The following is a 16814-nucleotide window of genomic DNA, read 5'->3' as shown; positions in this document are numbered from 1 at the left end:
GAACGGTTTGCTCCGCTACATCAGAGTTCGATGCCATAAGCGAAACCTCCTTCAACTGAAGAACCGTCTCTAAATCCGTATATTCCTTGTTGCGGACTAGCCGAGTAGCGTGATTACATCTCAAGAAATCCGTATTTTCTGGGATGGCATCGCTCAATGTATTTGCTATGCACAGTCAAAAGAATTATTTGCGATCCTAGTAAAATCAGTATTTTCTGTGATTTAGAAATCATAAATATTGAGCATACTAAGAGTAGTTACAGAAAAACATGACAAGCGAATAATAATAACTGTTGTTCGCAAGACATCAAAAATTATGTAACAGAGGGGTGTGAGCAAAACAGTCTGTTTTGTTCGTTGATTTTATAAATCTAAATTTTTCAATCTAGCGTACTGCTAGATAAATATGACTTTGACTCTAAAGGCTTTTCAGCCTTAGTTTCTGCTGCCCAGAATTATCTGCTCAAGCTTTGGGATTGGATAGCTATGGTCTTCGGCCTACAGGCACCTAGGCTTCCATTTCAAGGACAACACCATCTCTTTTAACTATGAACAAGAGACGACAACAATTTCGATATGCTTTATGGCTGGGACTGTCCCTATTGACTTGGACAACTGCCACTCCAAAAACTATAGCCGCCACTTTTCCCGCTAACAGTGACTTGCAGCTCCAAACGAGTGGCCCACTGCGCTGTGCAAATATTGGAGATTGGTATACCACTAATGGCAGCAGTGGGGGAGGGGCTTGCAATGGTGCAGCCACCACCAGTACCGATAGAATTCATCGATTTGTCGTCGATATCACGCCCGAAATGCTGGCTGCGTTGGGGGGAAGTGTCACAGTCAGTATTGAAGATGCAGAAAGTGTCGCAGGCCCTGGTTTTATAGATGAAGTTTCGGGAACCAGTGACCCAACTCGATTCCAACTCCGGACAGCCAACGGGAATACGGTTTTACAAACTCAAACCATCAATCCATCCGTGGATGGCAGTGGGAATAACACCACAGTCAACTTTACGATCAGTGCCGCTGGCACTTACCAAATTACTAGTGAAACCGGTGCTGGCCCCATCTTTGGCGACAATACCACTGCTCTCAATAATGATGACAATAGCTTTAGAATCAGAATTCCGGATGTCCCTGGTTTACCCCCTGCCTCCCAGGGCTTAGTCGGACAATATCAGAGCACTGCTCAACATAATGAGAGTGGCACCTTAACCATTCCGTTTTTCTTTCTAGTTGGACCCGGAACAGGGAGTCTGTTTCTCCGCAATTTTGATATCGATAACAGAGGAACATTAACCTATACCCGCCCCGATGGATCTACGATTGCGGGCACTAACTCTGGCAACGGCCGTTGGAATAACAGCGGAACGCTCAATACTGGAGGCGATACCATTGCCGGGTTAACCCTTTCTGAAGCCGGATTATGGGGTCTGCGGGTCAATAATTTATCCAGAAACAACCAAATGATTGTGGAGGCAAATACGGGAACGGGGGACCGCCTGGTTCTCTATAACGAGCCACCGACTCGAGCGGGTGACTTTACCATTACCCCGGATACGACCCTCTCAACCACGATTGGTGTAGCTGTCGATCATCCTTTCACTGTCACCAATGAATTTCTAACCACGGACATTATCAACCTCAACCCCGTTGGCACCAATGCGAACTACACGGTCCAGTTACTAGATGCCAGCGGTAATGCCCTAACGGATACAGATGGTGATGGCCAGCTAGATACGGGGATTCTAAACCCTAATCAAACTCAAAGTTTTATCTTGCGGGTTACGCCCCTAGCAGGTGCAAGTACTACTGATATCACAGAGATTCAAGCCATATCTTTTATGGATCAGCGAGTGGATCCGACCAATAACAAAACCTTGTCCATTACCAAGACAACAACCCTCCAGCCTCCTCCAAAGCTGGTTCTCGTCAAACGTATCACGGCGATCAATGGCAACCGGACTATTAATCCCAATGACAATACGGTGTTGAATCAGTTTGTTGATGATGTCACCACTAACGATAACGAGGCTGGCTGGCCCAGTAATTATTTAAATGGTGCTTTCAGTGGCGGCCTGGTAAGACCTGGGGATGAAATTGAATATACGATTTACTTTCTCAATGCTGGGGGGCGGCCTGCGTTTGAGGTAACCATCTGCGATCGCATACAGCCATTCCAAACCTTTAAACCTATTCCATTTACCGCCAGCGGAGATGCAGAATTCCAGCTAGGAACAAGTGCAGTCATACCGTTAACAGCAGCAAATGACAGTAGTGATCGCGCCCAGTTTTCCGCTCCCAATACAGCGATACCGAGTGAGTGTAACTTGCCAGGCCCCAATGGGAACGGAACGTTTGTCCTCAATTTAACGGGCAATACGGGAACAGGTATGCCCAATCTACCGAATCTCCCCAACTCAACTGGAGCCGGAGCCCCCAATAATTCCTATGGGTTATTCCGCTTTCGCACCACAGTGGATGAGTAGGCAGGACTCTGGCTAAAGTTGCTGACTAACGGCCAGCCATACTAAGTCCAACCATATGATTGCTATTGAAGAACTATCTAACAGATGAGAATTAACAAGACCATCAAGTTTAGGAGTTTCAGGTTATGTAGCATCAGTAGACACTGCTTTTTTCTGACCTAAACGGGGTTCAGTCCCTGCTAATAAGCGTTGGATATTTGCCCAATGCCGCCATATCACATAGACACCTGCCGTGATACCAAAAAGCACATAGGCCAAGGGTTCTTTGGCGACAAACATCAGGACCGGTAGAGCAACTGCTGCACTAATAGAACTCAGCGATACAATCCGTGACAGGGATACCACCAAAGCAAAAATCCCCAAAGCTGCCAGACCCACCGTCCAGCTCATCACCAATAGCACCCCTAACCCAGTCGCTACGGACTTACCACCCGAAAAATTAAGCCAGATGGATTTGCTATGACCCAAAATCGCCATCAGCCCAGCCATAATCACAAATAGGGATAGCCATAGACCAATATTGGTCGCCTCTGGGACTTGAGTCAAAAACGTAGGATTTCCATAGGCCCAGCGCACCAGTGCAACAGCTCCCGCTCCTTTGCAGATATCAACCACTAACGTGGCTAAGCCTGGTCCCTTCCCTAACGTCCTCAAAACATTCGTGGCTCCTGTGGATTTCGATCCATACTCACGAATATCGATACCTTGGAGAGCCTTCCCCAGCAAATAGCCCGTGGGAAAAGAACCTAAAAAGTAGGCAACGATTAACAATACACCGTTACAAAGTAGCCAGATAGCCATGGGAAACCAAACGTCCTAAACGCGCACTTAATCCCTATTGTTCCACGTCTAGCAGCTAAGGCTACAGGGCTTAGAGACGTTTTTGCAACACCCGTTCTAAGGTTTTGAAATTTTCCAAAACCTTACCCGTACCTAAGGCTACACAACTGAGAGGATCAGGCGGAACATGGACCACTAAGCCCGTCTCATAGCTGATCAGCGCATCCAGTCCTCTCAGTTTCGCTCCACCACCCGTAATCACAATGCCTCGATCAATCAGGTCTGCCGCCAACTCCGGGGGGATCTTTTCTAGGACTCGTTTAATGGCAGAAATAATGCGGGCCAGAGACTCCGATAACGCCTCCCGAATTTCCGCTCCCTGCAAAACCACACTGCCGGGTAACCCCGACAATAACCGCAAACCAGAGACCTCTAAAGTTGTCTCATCATATTCAGGATTGGGATAGACCGTGCCAATCTTCATCTTCACGGTTTCAGCCGTTCTTTCTCCGATCAACAGATCATGGTTCTTTTTGACATGGCGACAAATAATATCGTCAAACTTGTTGCCTGCTACCCGCAGCGATTCCGTTACTACTGTTCCCATGTAGCTCACAATGGCAATTTCCGTAGTGCCGCCGCCAATATCCACCACCATATTGCCAATGGGTTCTTCCACAGGCAAATCGGCACCGATAGCCGCAGCAACGGGTTCATCAATCAGGTACACTTCCCGAGCACCCGCTTGAGCAGCGACTTCTGACAAGGCCCGCTTTTCAATACTGGTGGATCCAACAGGACTACTAATAATCACCCGAGGGTACAGCAAGGTTTGTCCCTTCTGTACCTGTTGAATAAAATGCTTGAGCATCAACCGAGCCGTATCAAACCCTACAATCACCCCATCTGAAAGGGGACGATTGACATCAATGCTAGCGGGATTGCGGCGCATCATCGCTTCAGCCTCGCTGCCAATCGCCAGCAAAGTTCGATTGGTGTGATCGAGAGCAACCACAGAGGGTTCTCGCAGTACAATACCTTGATCGCTGAGAAAGATGAGGGTGTTTGCAGTGCCCAAATCAATGCCAATGCCGTGGGATAGATGATTTAACGGACCCAACTCCTAATACCTCCTAGACACCTAAATATCTTTAATGCAGATAAAGTCCCCGATCTTGTCTAAAGAAATGTCAGGTTAAACCCTTGTGTGATCACTCAATTCCTTGCTTAGTCTAGCGGTCTTTTTCCCACCACAGCGAATTATTCAGGATCTCTATTCAAACCAATCGAACGTGGCTCGTTCTTTGCGAAGCTGCGGTTCTGGCGCAAAGGCTAACCAGAGAGGAAATTGCAGAATCGATAAACTGACTTCCTCTTCCGCATCATCAATCAAAATTAAGGGTAGCTGTTGTTCCTTGACGAGCCGATCCGCTTTTTGAGCCAGGGCATCAGGAGATTCAAACAAAACCAAACCTCGCTCTGGACCAAAATCAGACCGATCAATGCCCAAACAGTCCTGTAGACCCCGTCGCCAATCTCCTAGTCGTTCAGGGGAATTCGCCAGAATCAAGGTGCGGACGCCGTTGCCATACAGCTGGCGCAAAATCGAGATCGTAGCAGAGGCCACCAAAATATTTTGTAGGCGACTACTTAAGGTCCGCAAGGCCCCGCGGCCTCCAAAGGTAAAAAACCAGCTGGCTACCCGCTCTGCATGAATGGGCTCAAAGGTCCGGCGCAACTGCCAAGGAGGACCGTAGTAATTGGGATTGGTGCGGTATTGATCCAGAATCTGGCGAATCTGCCGCGTTTCGTCCGCAAATTCCTGAGTCGCAAACTGAGGGCCAGACCGTTGAGGAGGAGCAGACCGCTGTTGAGGCGGGCGGGACTGTCGAGGAGGAGCAGACCGCGGCGGGCGCTGTTCTGCTGCTGGTTCAGGGCGAGGAGCAGGCGGTGCTTGAGCCGGTGCTTTTGGTTTGGGTGCTTCCTTGGGGGCCAGCTCTAGTTTTTCGGCTGCGATCACCAGATCTTGCAAACTGGTCACGAGATAGTCATGAAAGCCGTGGATCCGAATCGCTAAATCTTGAGACACTCCCGCAAAACTTTGGCGCATTTCCGCCTGGACCCGTTCTTGGCGACGCTCTAGCTGATCAACCGCAATTTGGAGGGTTTGCTTCCGCTCTTCTAATGTTTTGAGGTGGTCGTTGGCAAATCGTTCTAGGGCCGTTTGGGTCGCTGAGAGCTGCTGTTCGAGGAGCTTCGCTTTCGTTCCCCGCAGTTCAGCGATTTCCGCCCGGAGGGTCTGAGCGTCTTTTTGAAGTTGTTCTACAGAAGGGGTGTTGTTGGCGATACCGGAAGAATCAGTCACGTTAATCCACTTGAATCAGTAAAATAATGGTCGTTGAGCAGGATACCTTAAGATCTGGGGCATCGCTCTTCTAGACAGGTCAATAGCGCTCGGGCATCAAAGAGCATAGGCATGAAGTGAATACTCTTGACCTCTTTAAAAAAGAACAAGATAGGAATGGGAGGAACCAAAATCAGCCAGTCTTGCCACTCAGCAAAGGGAAACTGGCGCAGCTGTTTTTCGCCTCGGTACAGCTCAAAAGCTGTGGCTGTAAATTGGACTTTCACAGTGGCGGCCTGAAAACCCAGAAAACAACCTAATAGGATGATAGGAACACCAGCCCAGGGGGTGAGGAAGGTTAGGGTTGTACCTGCGATCGCAACTCCGATCGGCACCCAATAGCGGGGCGTCAAAACGACCGTCGATTGTGTATTAGAAACCTGAGAAACAGCCATTGCACGTTCATAGGGTGAGCAAACTGTTTTCCATTCTAAGGGGTTCTGCTTCACAAGTTTTGTAGAGCAGTTCCACCTGACCCTTGGAACATCACCCAAGACAAGAAAAAGTTGGTCATAAACACCATCACAAGGGCCGTCACCACCGCAGCTGTGGTGGATTGTCCCACCCCTTTTGCTCCCCCATAGGTCGTTAACCCCCCAACTAGATCCAACGATGGCAATAATCCCGCCAAAAATAACAGCTTTAATCATGGAGTTCCAAATATCCCAGACCCCCAAAAAGCTGTGGACTGAATCTAAGAAGACACTATAGGGAATGCCATAGAGAACAGATGCCACTACCATGCCACCAGTCACCCCCCGCCACTAAAGAAATCAGGGTCAAAATCGGTAGCATCAAGGTACAGGCCAATAGCCGAGGTACCACTAAAAAATCAACCGGATCAGTATCCAGCATTTGTAGGGCGTCGATTTGTTCCGTGACACGCATCGTGCCAATTTCAGCGGCAAAAGCAGAGCAAACCCGCCCTGTAATAATTACGGCTGTCAGCACCGGGGCCAATTCTCGGGTAAGAGCAAGGGCCAACACTCCCCCCACGGTTTGCACTAGGCCAAAGGCAATAAACTCTCCAGCGACTTGAATGGTAAACACCATGCCCACAAAGCTAGCGGTCAATAGGGCAACCAGCAAAGACTCCGGTCCGACAATCGCCATCTGCTCAATGGTATTGCGGCGATGAATTTTGCCTCTGAGTAAGTGGACGATTACCTGCCCGCCTAAAAAGATGGCTGCGAGCAAGCGACGGCTCCAAATATTGAATCCCGTCCAGGCCAGTAAGGATTTCACAAACACCTAAACTTTACTGCTGCGATGATGATCAAAAGGCAGGGTTTGGAGGATATCAATCATACTGTCTCATCGCTAAACGAGTAATGGGCGACAAACCACCAACAACATACTACTTTGGCGATGGAGATTGTGGCACTGGCCATCCCGATAAAACCCAGAAAGTCCTGATTGCCTAATTTTTGGACGATAAAACGAATCAACCGTTTTAACTGCCAGACCGCTGCTGCTGTGACCAAACTCGTGTGGGAAGTCCCCAAACATAGATAAACCCTTCCGCAGCCTTGTGATCAAAGGTATCTTCAGACCCATAGGTCGCCAAGTCCGGCGTATATAGAGAGTGAGGTGATTGTCGTCCCACCACCATTGCAGATCCCTTAAATAGCTTGACCCGTACCATACCTGTAACCTGTTTTTGAGTTTGCTGAATAAAGGCATCCAAGGCATCTTTGAGGGGACTATACCAGAGGCCGTTATAGACTAACTGGCTATAGGTTTCTTCAATCCCTCGCTTGTACTGAGTCACATCTGCCGTCAGGGCAAGGCTCTCTAATTCTCGGTGAGCCTGTATCAACACCAATAAGGCGGGGGCTTCATAAATTTCGCGGGACTTAATGCCGACCAAGCGATTTTCCACCATATCAATGCGGCCTACCCCATGGTTGCCCACCACTTGATTAAGCTGTTCGACTAGGGCTACAGGACTGAGGGCTTGTCCATTGAGCTGGGTGGGAATGCCCTGAGCGAAGTCAATATCAATATACTCAGGCTGATCGGGGGTATCGACAATCGCCTTGGTTAGATCATAAACCTCTTCCAAAGGCTCCACCCAGGGATCTTCCAAGGGGCCTGCTTCCACGCTTCGCCCCAATAAGTTGCGATCAATGCTGTAGGGAGAGGATTTCTTGACGGGGGACTGCACACCGTATTTTTCGCCATAGGCAATGGTTTCTTCCCGACTCATGCCCCATTCGCGGGCAGGAGCTAAAACTTTGATGTCGGGATTAAGAGCAGTAATAGACACATCAAACCGCACCTGATCATTGCCTTTTCCTGTACAGCCATGGGCAACAGCATCGGCTCCGTGGGCCTCAGCAGCTTCCACCAGCAGTTTGGCAATTAAGGGTCGGGCTAGTGCAGTCGATAGGGGATATCGATTTTCGTAGAGAGCATTGGCCTGAATGCCGGGGAAGGCATAGTCGGCAATAAAGCTTTGGGTGGCATCAGCAATCAACGATTGAGCAGCACCAGCATCTAATGCTTTCTGGCGAATGGGTTCTAGTTCATCCCCTTGGCCTAAATCAGCAGCAAGGGTGATGACTTCTTCAACGCCCCACTCATGCTTGAGATACGGAATACACACGGAGGTATCAACCCCCCCTGAATAAGCCAATACAACTTTTTTGGCGCGCCCCATGATCGCTTTTGTTCCTGCAAAACTGCGTTCCCTATTATGCAGGGTTAAAGGTCAGATTGCTACCAAACATCAGTAATCAATGACGCAAATTCGTGATGTACTGGAGGGGAGGAAATGGTTAGTTCCGAGAAGTGCCCATTCTCGTGAAGATGCTGAAAAAAGTGTTGTCATAATTTCTGTTTACAAAACGAATGAGATTTTGGCCATATCAAGAAGCGCTTCTAAAATCTTCTGAGGAAAAATCCAAGCGTCGTAAATTCAAGCTTCTAAAATATTGATTATTTATTTTCTCTGAACACTACATAATTCTCATTTTTTCTTATATAAATCTCGCAAAAATCTCAGTAAACTCTAATAAATCGCTCAGATAAACATCATTAATATCTCATATTCCTTGCTTAGATTAAGAATATAGAGATGAAGCGTTGTTGAACTTGAACACACAAAAAATATTGATGCACAGAGGTTTTCCTGGACTTACTGACAGTAGTTCAGCAAATTTAGACACAGCATCATCAACTCTCATTGAGCCAGATTTAGCAGATCAATAAGATTGACAAAAAAAATAGAATCAATCAGCATCTCTTGCTGCCTCAATTTATAGATACTCCTTAAACATCCTCAGAAGTAAATTTTATGATTAACTTAATCGAGTTTCAGATTTCAGTGCAAGATGATCAATCAACAGATGACACAATGATCGATTTCCTGGCTCATCTAGCGATGGATCTGGAACGTCAGAATGCCGTTGTAACCTCTGCTCAGTTGCCTAGTCAGGCTGGCAAAGTAGGATGCTTTTCTCAAGAAGATAGAAGCAGTAGTCTGCTAAACATTGAAGTTAATCGAGATAATTGGCAAATCTGTAGCCAGTGGCTTTATGAGCGCTTAGTGGGGACCACGACCAAGGTTAGATTTGAACATGAAGATCTTGAGTTTGCCTTTCAAGAACGCGATCATCACGATCAGCAACTCGCTCACAAAGAATTTGAAGTCTTAGTGAATTGGATGGAAACCTCTAGAAAAGTGCTAAATGCAGCATAAGAGGATCTGCTTACACTGACTACTCTGAGAGCGTTGTCTGAATAAGCTACAAATTTCTTTAGCAAATCCTATATCGCTTATTCCCCTGCCAAACAGAATTCCTGTTATACAGGGTTAAAGGTCGGATTGATATTGCTATGGGAGCTTGGTCCCAAGTATCAAACACTTAAAGCTGTTTCATGAAAATAAGGCACGCTCCCTATTGCTGAGTTTGTTGTGCTTGCGGTTGCAGTGAGGAAGGGTTTACTGAGCTGGGAGGAGATTGAGTAATCTACACAATACTTGAACGAGTAATGGCAATCAGACTGCCTATCAATCAGCGAGTCAAGTCTTCTGACAAGCTAATTTACAAGCTAAATGCTGGCTTTTTTATTTCTTCGTTTGGCTTTTCATTAAACATTACTGATAATTCCTATTTCAAACATTATGAGAATCTTCAGGTGTTTCTATTTGTCGATTTTTCGCCTTATTGATGGCAGTCCTATACTCTAGACGGCTAAGATATTAACTTCTTTAAAAGACTGAAACTTGAGTGATAGAAGGCTTGTTAGTTTCGCCTTGTGCTCTCCATTGCATTGATCAATGCAATGTTGAATGGCCCCTTTGAAAGAGTGAAAATCGGCATAATACTTCGAGTAGAGACATTCCTTGCGCACAAAGCGCCAAAGCCGCTCAATCAAATTCAAATGGGGTGAATAGGAGGGCAAATAGACTAACTCAATATCGACGATCTCAGCAAAGTCAGTCACCAGCTGGCATTTTTGATATCGGGCATTGTCTAAAATGACGCTGATGGGTATGACTGGGTCGAGTAGTGCCAGCTTGGCTAGCAACAGACACATGCTATGAGAGTTGATGTAGGTGTGGTTGGTGATACTGGTGACTTCTTTGGTGACAGCGTTGAGTGCACCCAGAACATTGAATCGTTGACGGCCAGAAGGAGACGGGATGAAGATCCGACGAAGGCACCAGAGAAACCCCAGATAAGCCCGGTGAACAAAATGAGCAGCATCCACAAAAAAAGACAAGACGCTCTTGGCGTTGAGCTTCCTCTAATAAGGGTTCAAGGCGAGTTTGTCGAAACTGCTCTTGCTCCTCAATTTTCTCGGGCAGACTCGACTTTCCCGGCACATACCCCACTTTTCGATAGCGACAACCAATGCGCTTGAGGAAGGCTTTGATCTGGGTTGGAGAACGCTTAATGCCTGTCAATTGTTCAATGACTGCTTGGGCTTCTGCACTGGTGCGGGGCGGGTGGTGCTCAAAGTAGGCTCTCACACTATCGCTATGAGCATTGAGTGAACTAGGTTGACCTTTGTATTCCAGGGTCTTCAGTCCTTCAATTCCGCCTTGTTGATACTGACGAAGGGTTTTAGCTAAGGTCGGACGACTAATCTGACAAAGCTGACAAATCTGGGCATGGGGAAGACCCTGACTTTTCAAGTAGAGCACTTCCATCCGTCGCTGCACCCGTGGGTGAGGATGATGATAGCGTTCGTAGTTGAGGTGTTGGATTTCCTCTGCGGTGAAATCAATTTTAATCATGCAAGTAAGAGAGTAGGTGGGGGGATACTCCCAGTGTGCCAAATCTCTCCGCTACTATGTTAAGTCACAAGTCGTCTGCAGTATAGATTATCTAAAGGAATTTGAAGATAAATTGCTAAGATTAACTCCAATGTTTCTTTCAGCATACGCAGTTGGATATACCAACGGGGTCGTAGCTCACTTTGCATTCGTTTTTTGAGCAGGACTAGATTTGCCACATACTCTTCTGGAAAAACAAGGATGAGTTGTCCTGTTAATGAGATGTTGAGCGGACTACAGGATTTGAGAAGAACAAGTAAGAAGATACCTGCTGAAACGGTCGGGATGAGTAGATAGATAAATTCCCATTGCAGAGACTTTGTTGTGATGTTTGGGACAACAGGGGTGTCTAAATTTGCATCTTCTAATAGGACTGAAAGTTTCTGTGAAATGGATGCAACTTCTGCTAACTGTCCAGCAGATTGAGCAATGCTAATCAATACATAATCTTTGGGGTAGATTTTTTCCGCTGGTAGGAGGGCTTGCTGCAAAGTCTCCAGTGCTTGCTGAGAATCGTTCAACTGCCCATAAGCTTGAGCAATGCTATCCAATGCAAAATATTTGGACCCAGAATGTTCGATTTTTTCCGCTTGCTGGAGGGCTTGCTGCAAAATCTCCTGCGCCCGCAGGGAATCGTTCAACTGCCCATAAGCTTGAGCAATGCTACCCAATGCATCAACTTTGTACCCAGAATAGTCGATTTTTTCCGCTTGCTGGAGGGCTTGCTGCAAAATCTCCTGCGCCTGCTGGGAATCGTTCAATTGCCCCGCAGCTTCAGCAATGCTACCCAATGCAGAAGCTTTGTACCCAGGATCGTCGATTTTTTCCGCTTGCTGAAGGGCTTGCTGCAAAATCTCCTGCGCTCGCTGGGAATTATTCAACTGCCCTGCAGCTTCAGCAATGCTACCCAATGCAGAAGCTTGGGACCAAGGATTGTCGATTTTTTCCGCTTGCTGGAGTGCTTGCTGCAAAATCTCCTGCGCCCGCTGGAAATCTTTCAACTGCCCTGCAGCTTCAGCAATGCTACCCAATGCAGAAGCTTTGTACCCAGGATCGTCAATTTTTTCCGCTTGCTGGAGTGCTTGCTGCAAAATCTCCTGTGCCCGCTGAGAATCGTTCAACTGCCCCGCAGCTTCAGCATTTCGTAGCATTGCATCAACTTTGTACCCAGGATTGTCGATTTTTTCTGCTTGCTGGAGTGCTTGCTGCAAAATCTCCTGCGCCCGCTGAAAATCTTTCAACTGCCCTGCAGCTTCTGCAATGCTACCCAATGCAGAAGCTTGGGACCAAGGATCGTTGATTTTTTCCGCTTGATGGAGTGCTTGCTGCAAAATCCCTTGCGCCCGCTGGGAATCTTTCAACTGCCCCGCAGCTTCTGCAATGCTACCCAATGCAGAGGCTTGGAACCTAGGATCGTTGATTTTTCCCGCTTGCTGGAGTGCTTGCTGCAAAATCTCCTGTGCCCGCTGGGAATCTTTCAACTGCCCCGCAGCTTCAGCATTTCGTAGCATTGCAGAAGCTTGGGACCAAGGATCGTCAATTTTTTCCGCTTGCTGGAGTGCTTGCTGCAAAATCTCCTGCGCCCGCTGGAAATCTTTCAACTGCCCTGCAGCTTCAGCAATGCTACCCAATGCAGAAGCTTGGGACCCAGAATGGTCGGTTTTTTTCCGCTTGCTCGAGGGCTTGTTGCAAAATCTCTTGTGCCCGCTGGAAGTCGTTCAACTGTCCATAGGCTTGAGCAATGCTACCCAATGCAGAAGCTTTGTACCCAGGATCGTCAATTTTTTCCGCTTGCAGGAGAGCTTGCTGCAAGATCTCCTGCGCCCGCTGGAAATCTTTCAACTGCTCATAGGATTGAGCAATGCTAAGCAATACAGCAGCTTTTTTCCGCAATGCAGACGCCTTGGAATCAGGGTCGTCGATTTTTTCCGCTTGCTGAAGGGCTTGCTGCAAAATCTCCTGCGCCTGCTGGTAGCTCCCAAAATCAGCCCCTTTGAGAAATCTTGGAATATCTAAATGGGGATCTTCCTGAAGTACTTTCAAGCGTGAAGAAAGTTGTTGTAACTCTTCATGGCGTTCAATATGGTCTTGATAGGTAAAATGCTGCTGAAGCTGATCCTGAAATGTCAAAATACGGGGAACAGAAAAGCTAAGCGCAACTACTCCCCCAGTAGTTAACAAAAATCGCTTTAACCAGAATTTTTTTAGTTTATTTCTTTGTTCCTCTATCTTCGACATATCAAAGCAACCTCCAAGCCAGTTGTCCCTGCCCCGATCGCTGAGCCAACATTAACCGATATTGCTGAACTCCACTGAGGGTATTGGCCCCCCAACCCCGTCACCTTGTAATACTTGCGCCGGGCACCGCCAGAGTCATCCACCTCATCCCCCCCCATCGCCAGGAAATCAACCCCTTCTTCTCCAGACGGTTTAGGGCCGGATATAAACTACCAAAACTTAGTGTGATCGGCCTGCCCTTATTAAGCCCATCCAAAATCTCTAAGCCATAGAACTCTCGTTCCAAAAGAACCGTGAGGATATCTTCATCGATTGCCGACAACCGCACAGGCTTGTCTTTGTTCGCTTTATCTTTGTGCTGTTTTGCCATTAGTTTCTTCGACCACTCGAAGTCTAATTTTTTCAACTATTATATGTTTTTATAATAGCTAACGTTATTCTAGTACATTTCTCAGGAATTGGTGGCAATTCATCCTATAAGGCACCCAAATTTGGCATTGACAAGCAAGCAGCGCCAGCTTAATTGCACTCAGCTTCAATGCAAAGAAAGAGTAAAAACCTTTCTGTATTAAGCGATTAAGCACTCTATTTGCTCGTGTCCGGATTGTTTTGTAGACTCTGCAAATCCAAAGCTAAAAACCGATCCAGAGGCCGGTACATCCAATACATCGAACTTGTCGAATCCAGGCTCGTCTTTTGAAATCCCAACATTGCCCCCATCTTTTCGTATAGAGGGTGAATCACCAACGTATGCATATCACAGAGATTCGGAAAATCTTCTTGCATTCGTTGCAACGTTTCCTGGGTATCGATTAGAAATGGGAATTGATATAGGTCCCAATAAAGCGGGTCAATCATCCAGCTCCGAATATAAACCGACACACAGTTTGGATCACCCGGCGTTGCCATTTGAAACGGATCCACTTCTGTCAGCGTACTGAGATGTAGGCCCTTACTGGGTGCCGAAAAGAAATTAACATCAGATTCACTATCCGTGGGATATAGCAAATAAAAGCCCACTGGATTGAGGGTATTGACCTGCCGCAACACTCTCATGCCTGTTCCATATTGCTGCGCCCATTGCCGAAGCTTCAGCGTAATTCGATGTGGCGCTGTCTCGGAGTTCTGGTTCATCCAGTTATAGTTGCGGGCCAACAAATTAGCCACTGGAATCGCATCACAGCGGGGGTCAAAGTCATCGGTTTTCAGATCGATGGTCTCTTCTGAAGTATCCCAACCTTCTGGCATCGGCTGAATTTCGATCCAGGTGGTATTGCCATCAAACTGCTTCTGAATCAGACCGAGTGCTGCAAGCTTATCCACCATCATCCCGGCAGCACGATCGCTGCCTTGATCCTTATCAAAGTAAAACAGCTCTGCTGCTTGTCGATGGGTGCACATAACTGGCTTGGTAGGTAATGCTAGCTCGGTTAGGGGTGGTCGCAAACGGGAATTTTCTGCTAACTGCTCCTGGACTAAGGCATAAATCCATAGACGCACGAAACTTTCTGCCCGGACCCGCGTTAACCCCACCCGCTGAATCAATTTCGCTACGGTTTGCTGTTGCAGTTCCGAAGCCCACCACTGATCTAGATCTTCAGTATTCAATCACTTCACCTCACTTCACCCTACTTCAGTATAGTTCTTGGCACTGATATTGCTTCAAAACCCTACACAGCAGTCATTGTGACCTCACCAGAACAGAAGCCAGAATGCAATTAATCAAACAAAGCCCAACGGAGGCCACCATGACTGACAAGAAGTACACCACTCCCACCGCCCACACCAGCGCTTGGATTGCCCAAACCTGGATTTCCTTCACCGTTTCCATTGCAGCGACAGGCATTGGCATTATCTATATGCCCGTCAATACCTGGATGAAGGGTTACTTAGGCATGGGCACCTTATTTTCCATCGGCTCCACAATTAGCTTGTCCAAAACTATTCGCGATGTGGAAGAGTCGAAGCGGGTGATTAGCCGCCTCGATGAAGCCAAGGTCGAAAAAATGCTGGCGGAATATGACCCCTATAACAAAGTGGCCTAGCCCCATCAAACTCCCTTCAAACCATTCTTTAAGGACTCAAAAAATGCTTCTGGCTCACCCCCTCGCTACTTCTCGCAACGCCCTCAACATTGGTAAAGGTGTTTTTTCACTCCTCCGCAACCCCAGCAATACCGAATCGGTCTATGACATTGAAGATGGGCTCTACGGTACCCAAGCCATGCAGCTAGCGGTGGACTTTATCAATACCGATGTCAGTACCGCCGAATTGGTCCAAGACCGTTATATTGCCCCTTCGCCGGATCTAGAAACCCTATTGCAATATCCCCAAGATTCCCTGGGTTATTGCTATGCATCGACCCTCACGGACGCTGGCTTTGATCCTGAGTTTTATCGTGCGATCGCAGTGCAAGACGACGCCAGCTACATCCTTCTCCGACTCCGCCAAACCCACGATATTTGGCACCTGATTACTGGGTTCGGCACGGATGTGGCTGGAGAGTTGGGACTCAAAGCCTTTGAACTCGCCCAAACTCGCCGCCCAATGGCCTTGGTCTTGCTCACCTTTGGCTTACTCAAAGCCCTGTTAAAAACGCCTGATTCCCTAGCGACCCTACTGCCAACGATTTCCCAGGGATACCAGCGAGGACTTCGCGCTCAGCCGCTGCTGTCCCAGAAGTGGGAAGAACAATGGGAAAAGCCACTCCAGCAATGGCAACAAGAGCTGGGCATCACAAGCTGAAATCTCAGGCAGTCCATCCCTAGCCCTGGACTGCTCTATGGATTACATCAAGATTTAAGGAGCGCAAGACTATGAGATATATCGCCTTCGGTTTATTAGCCTTTCTCGCATTAATTATTCTGGCTGGGTATGGTGCCGTCAGCTGGGTGGATATTGCTACCATTCAGTTCGTGGATTGGATTATGGGTCTCGCCATTTTTGGGTGGTTAGTGACCATTACCACCGTTCCCTGGAACGTCCATTTTCAAGCCCGTGAAGTGGTGGCAGAAATCAATCTTTCTTTAGAAAAAGGGATTCATATTGATCCAGAACAGCGCCAATATGCCGTGATGGTCGGTCGTCGAAGCTTATGGGTTGCCTTAGCCTTGCATGGGGTATCTGCAGTCGGTCTCTTTGCCTTAGCCTGGTGGCACATTAGCGCCATTGGCTATCTGGGCTCTCTAGCCGCTCTACTTTTAACCGTGTTACGCCCTAGCATCAGAGCCTACTCTTTTCTCGCCAAGCGCCTGTCCATGATTCAGCGCCAGTGCAACTATCCTCGGGAAGATGTGTTGGAATTACGAGGCCGGATGGCGATGCAGGAAAAGCTCACCGAGAGTCTGACCCAGCGCCTCAATCTAGAGGATCCAACCTCCTGGATCAGTGATCAGCAGCGACAATGGGAGTCTATCCGCCAGGATCTCAATCGGGTGATGACGGCCCTGGAAACCTTCAAAGTCAATAATCAGGTGGAGCATCAGCAGTTAGCGAGTGATGCGGAGAATGCGATCGCAAACCTCAGTGAAGACGCACAATTCCTCAATCAAGTCCGGGAGCTCATCCGCTTTGTCAAAACGGCTTAATCTAGCCCAGCAAGCTATCCTAAACA

The 16814-nt window shown here is 47.6% G+C and carries 14 protein-coding genes and 2 pseudogenes; 5 read left to right on the top strand and 11 right to left on the bottom strand.

Annotation, left to right across the window (positions count from 1 at the left end):
* The first annotated feature begins 548 nt into the window (after positions 1-548).
* On the top strand, positions 549-2492 hold the full coding sequence (locus tag HRE53_RS19150; protein ID WP_235107575.1) for a DUF11 domain-containing protein: 1944 nt from the start codon (positions 549-551) through the stop codon (positions 2490-2492).
* Between the two features lie 123 nt (positions 2493-2615).
* Here HRE53_RS19150 and plsY read toward each other — a convergent pair whose 3' ends face one another.
* From plsY to HRE53_RS19120, 6 genes and pseudogenes are all read right to left on the bottom strand, one after another.
* Complete coding sequence (plsY, locus tag HRE53_RS19145; RefSeq protein WP_235107574.1) at positions 2616-3293, bottom strand: glycerol-3-phosphate 1-O-acyltransferase PlsY; 678 nt, start codon at positions 3291-3293, stop codon at positions 2616-2618.
* Positions 3294-3363: 70 nt separating this feature from the next.
* Positions 3364-4362: a rod shape-determining protein gene (locus HRE53_RS19140; RefSeq protein WP_315874870.1), complete on the bottom strand. Its 999-nt coding sequence runs from the start codon at positions 4360-4362 to the stop codon at positions 3364-3366.
* A 183-nt stretch (positions 4363-4545) separates the two neighbouring features.
* The gene (locus tag HRE53_RS19135) at positions 4546-5637 is read right to left on the bottom strand and encodes a DUF3086 domain-containing protein (RefSeq protein WP_212664848.1); all 1092 of its coding nucleotides are present in this window, start codon (positions 5635-5637) and stop codon (positions 4546-4548) included.
* A gap of 47 nt (positions 5638-5684) precedes the next feature.
* Positions 5685-6071, bottom strand: coding sequence for a DUF3119 family protein (locus tag HRE53_RS19130; RefSeq protein WP_235107573.1), 387 nt, complete (start codon positions 6069-6071; stop codon positions 5685-5687).
* A gap of 50 nt (positions 6072-6121) precedes the next feature.
* A pseudogene (locus tag HRE53_RS19125) lies at positions 6122-6921 on the bottom strand (MlaE family lipid ABC transporter permease subunit).
* Positions 6922-7129: 208 nt separating this feature from the next.
* Entirely contained in the window at positions 7130-8338 is a 1209-nt protein-coding gene (locus HRE53_RS19120; protein ID WP_235107572.1) for an argininosuccinate synthase, read from the bottom strand.
* A 636-nt stretch (positions 8339-8974) separates the two neighbouring features.
* Here HRE53_RS19120 and HRE53_RS19115 point away from each other — a divergent pair.
* Positions 8975-9379 (top strand): hypothetical protein, encoded by a 405-nt coding sequence (locus tag HRE53_RS19115; protein WP_212664845.1) that lies wholly within the window; start codon positions 8975-8977, stop codon positions 9377-9379.
* 488 nt (positions 9380-9867) lie between these two features.
* Here the strand turns inward: HRE53_RS19115 and HRE53_RS19110 are convergent.
* The 5 genes and pseudogenes from HRE53_RS19110 to HRE53_RS19090 all read right to left on the bottom strand — a co-directional run bounded on the left by HRE53_RS19110 (position 9868) and on the right by HRE53_RS19090 (position 14809).
* Positions 9868-10966 (bottom strand): annotated as a pseudogene (locus tag HRE53_RS19110) (IS630 family transposase).
* 17 nt (positions 10967-10983) lie between these two features.
* A complete protein-coding gene (locus HRE53_RS19105; RefSeq protein WP_235107571.1) occupies positions 10984-12594 on the bottom strand; it encodes a lipopolysaccharide assembly protein LapB in 1611 nt (536 codons plus the stop codon).
* The gene (locus tag HRE53_RS19100; RefSeq protein WP_235107570.1) at positions 12587-13093 is read right to left on the bottom strand and encodes a tetratricopeptide repeat protein; all 507 of its coding nucleotides are present in this window, start codon (positions 13091-13093) and stop codon (positions 12587-12589) included. The genes HRE53_RS19105 and HRE53_RS19100 overlap by 8 nt, the downstream gene beginning before the upstream one ends.
* 208 nt (positions 13094-13301) lie before the next feature.
* Entirely contained in the window at positions 13302-13571 is a 270-nt protein-coding gene (locus HRE53_RS19095) for a PadR family transcriptional regulator (protein ID WP_235107569.1), read from the bottom strand.
* A 215-nt stretch (positions 13572-13786) separates the two neighbouring features.
* On the bottom strand, positions 13787-14809 hold the full coding sequence (locus HRE53_RS19090; RefSeq protein ID WP_235107568.1) for a hypothetical protein: 1023 nt from the start codon (positions 14807-14809) through the stop codon (positions 13787-13789).
* Between the two features lie 140 nt (positions 14810-14949).
* Here HRE53_RS19090 and HRE53_RS19085 point away from each other — a divergent pair, with 140 nt between their 5' ends.
* The 3 genes from HRE53_RS19085 (at position 14950) to HRE53_RS19075 (ending at position 16788) form a co-directional block, all read left to right on the top strand.
* Entirely contained in the window at positions 14950-15246 is a 297-nt protein-coding gene (locus HRE53_RS19085; RefSeq protein WP_212664841.1) for a YiaA/YiaB family inner membrane protein, read from the top strand.
* 43 nt (positions 15247-15289) lie between these two features.
* Complete coding sequence (locus HRE53_RS19080) at positions 15290-15946, top strand: Coq4 family protein (protein WP_235107567.1); 657 nt, start codon at positions 15290-15292, stop codon at positions 15944-15946.
* 71 nt (positions 15947-16017) lie between these two features.
* Positions 16018-16788 carry a hypothetical protein gene (locus HRE53_RS19075; RefSeq protein WP_235107566.1) on the top strand — a complete coding sequence of 257 codons (771 nt, stop codon included), beginning with the start codon at positions 16018-16020 and terminating at the stop codon, positions 16786-16788.
* Positions 16789-16814: the final 26 nt, after the last annotated feature.

Source organism: Acaryochloris sp. 'Moss Beach' (assembly GCF_021497025.1).
Classification (GTDB): domain Bacteria; phylum Cyanobacteriota; class Cyanobacteriia; order Thermosynechococcales; family Thermosynechococcaceae; genus Acaryochloris; species Acaryochloris marina_A.
This window is presented reverse-complemented; position numbering and strand designations above follow the sequence as displayed.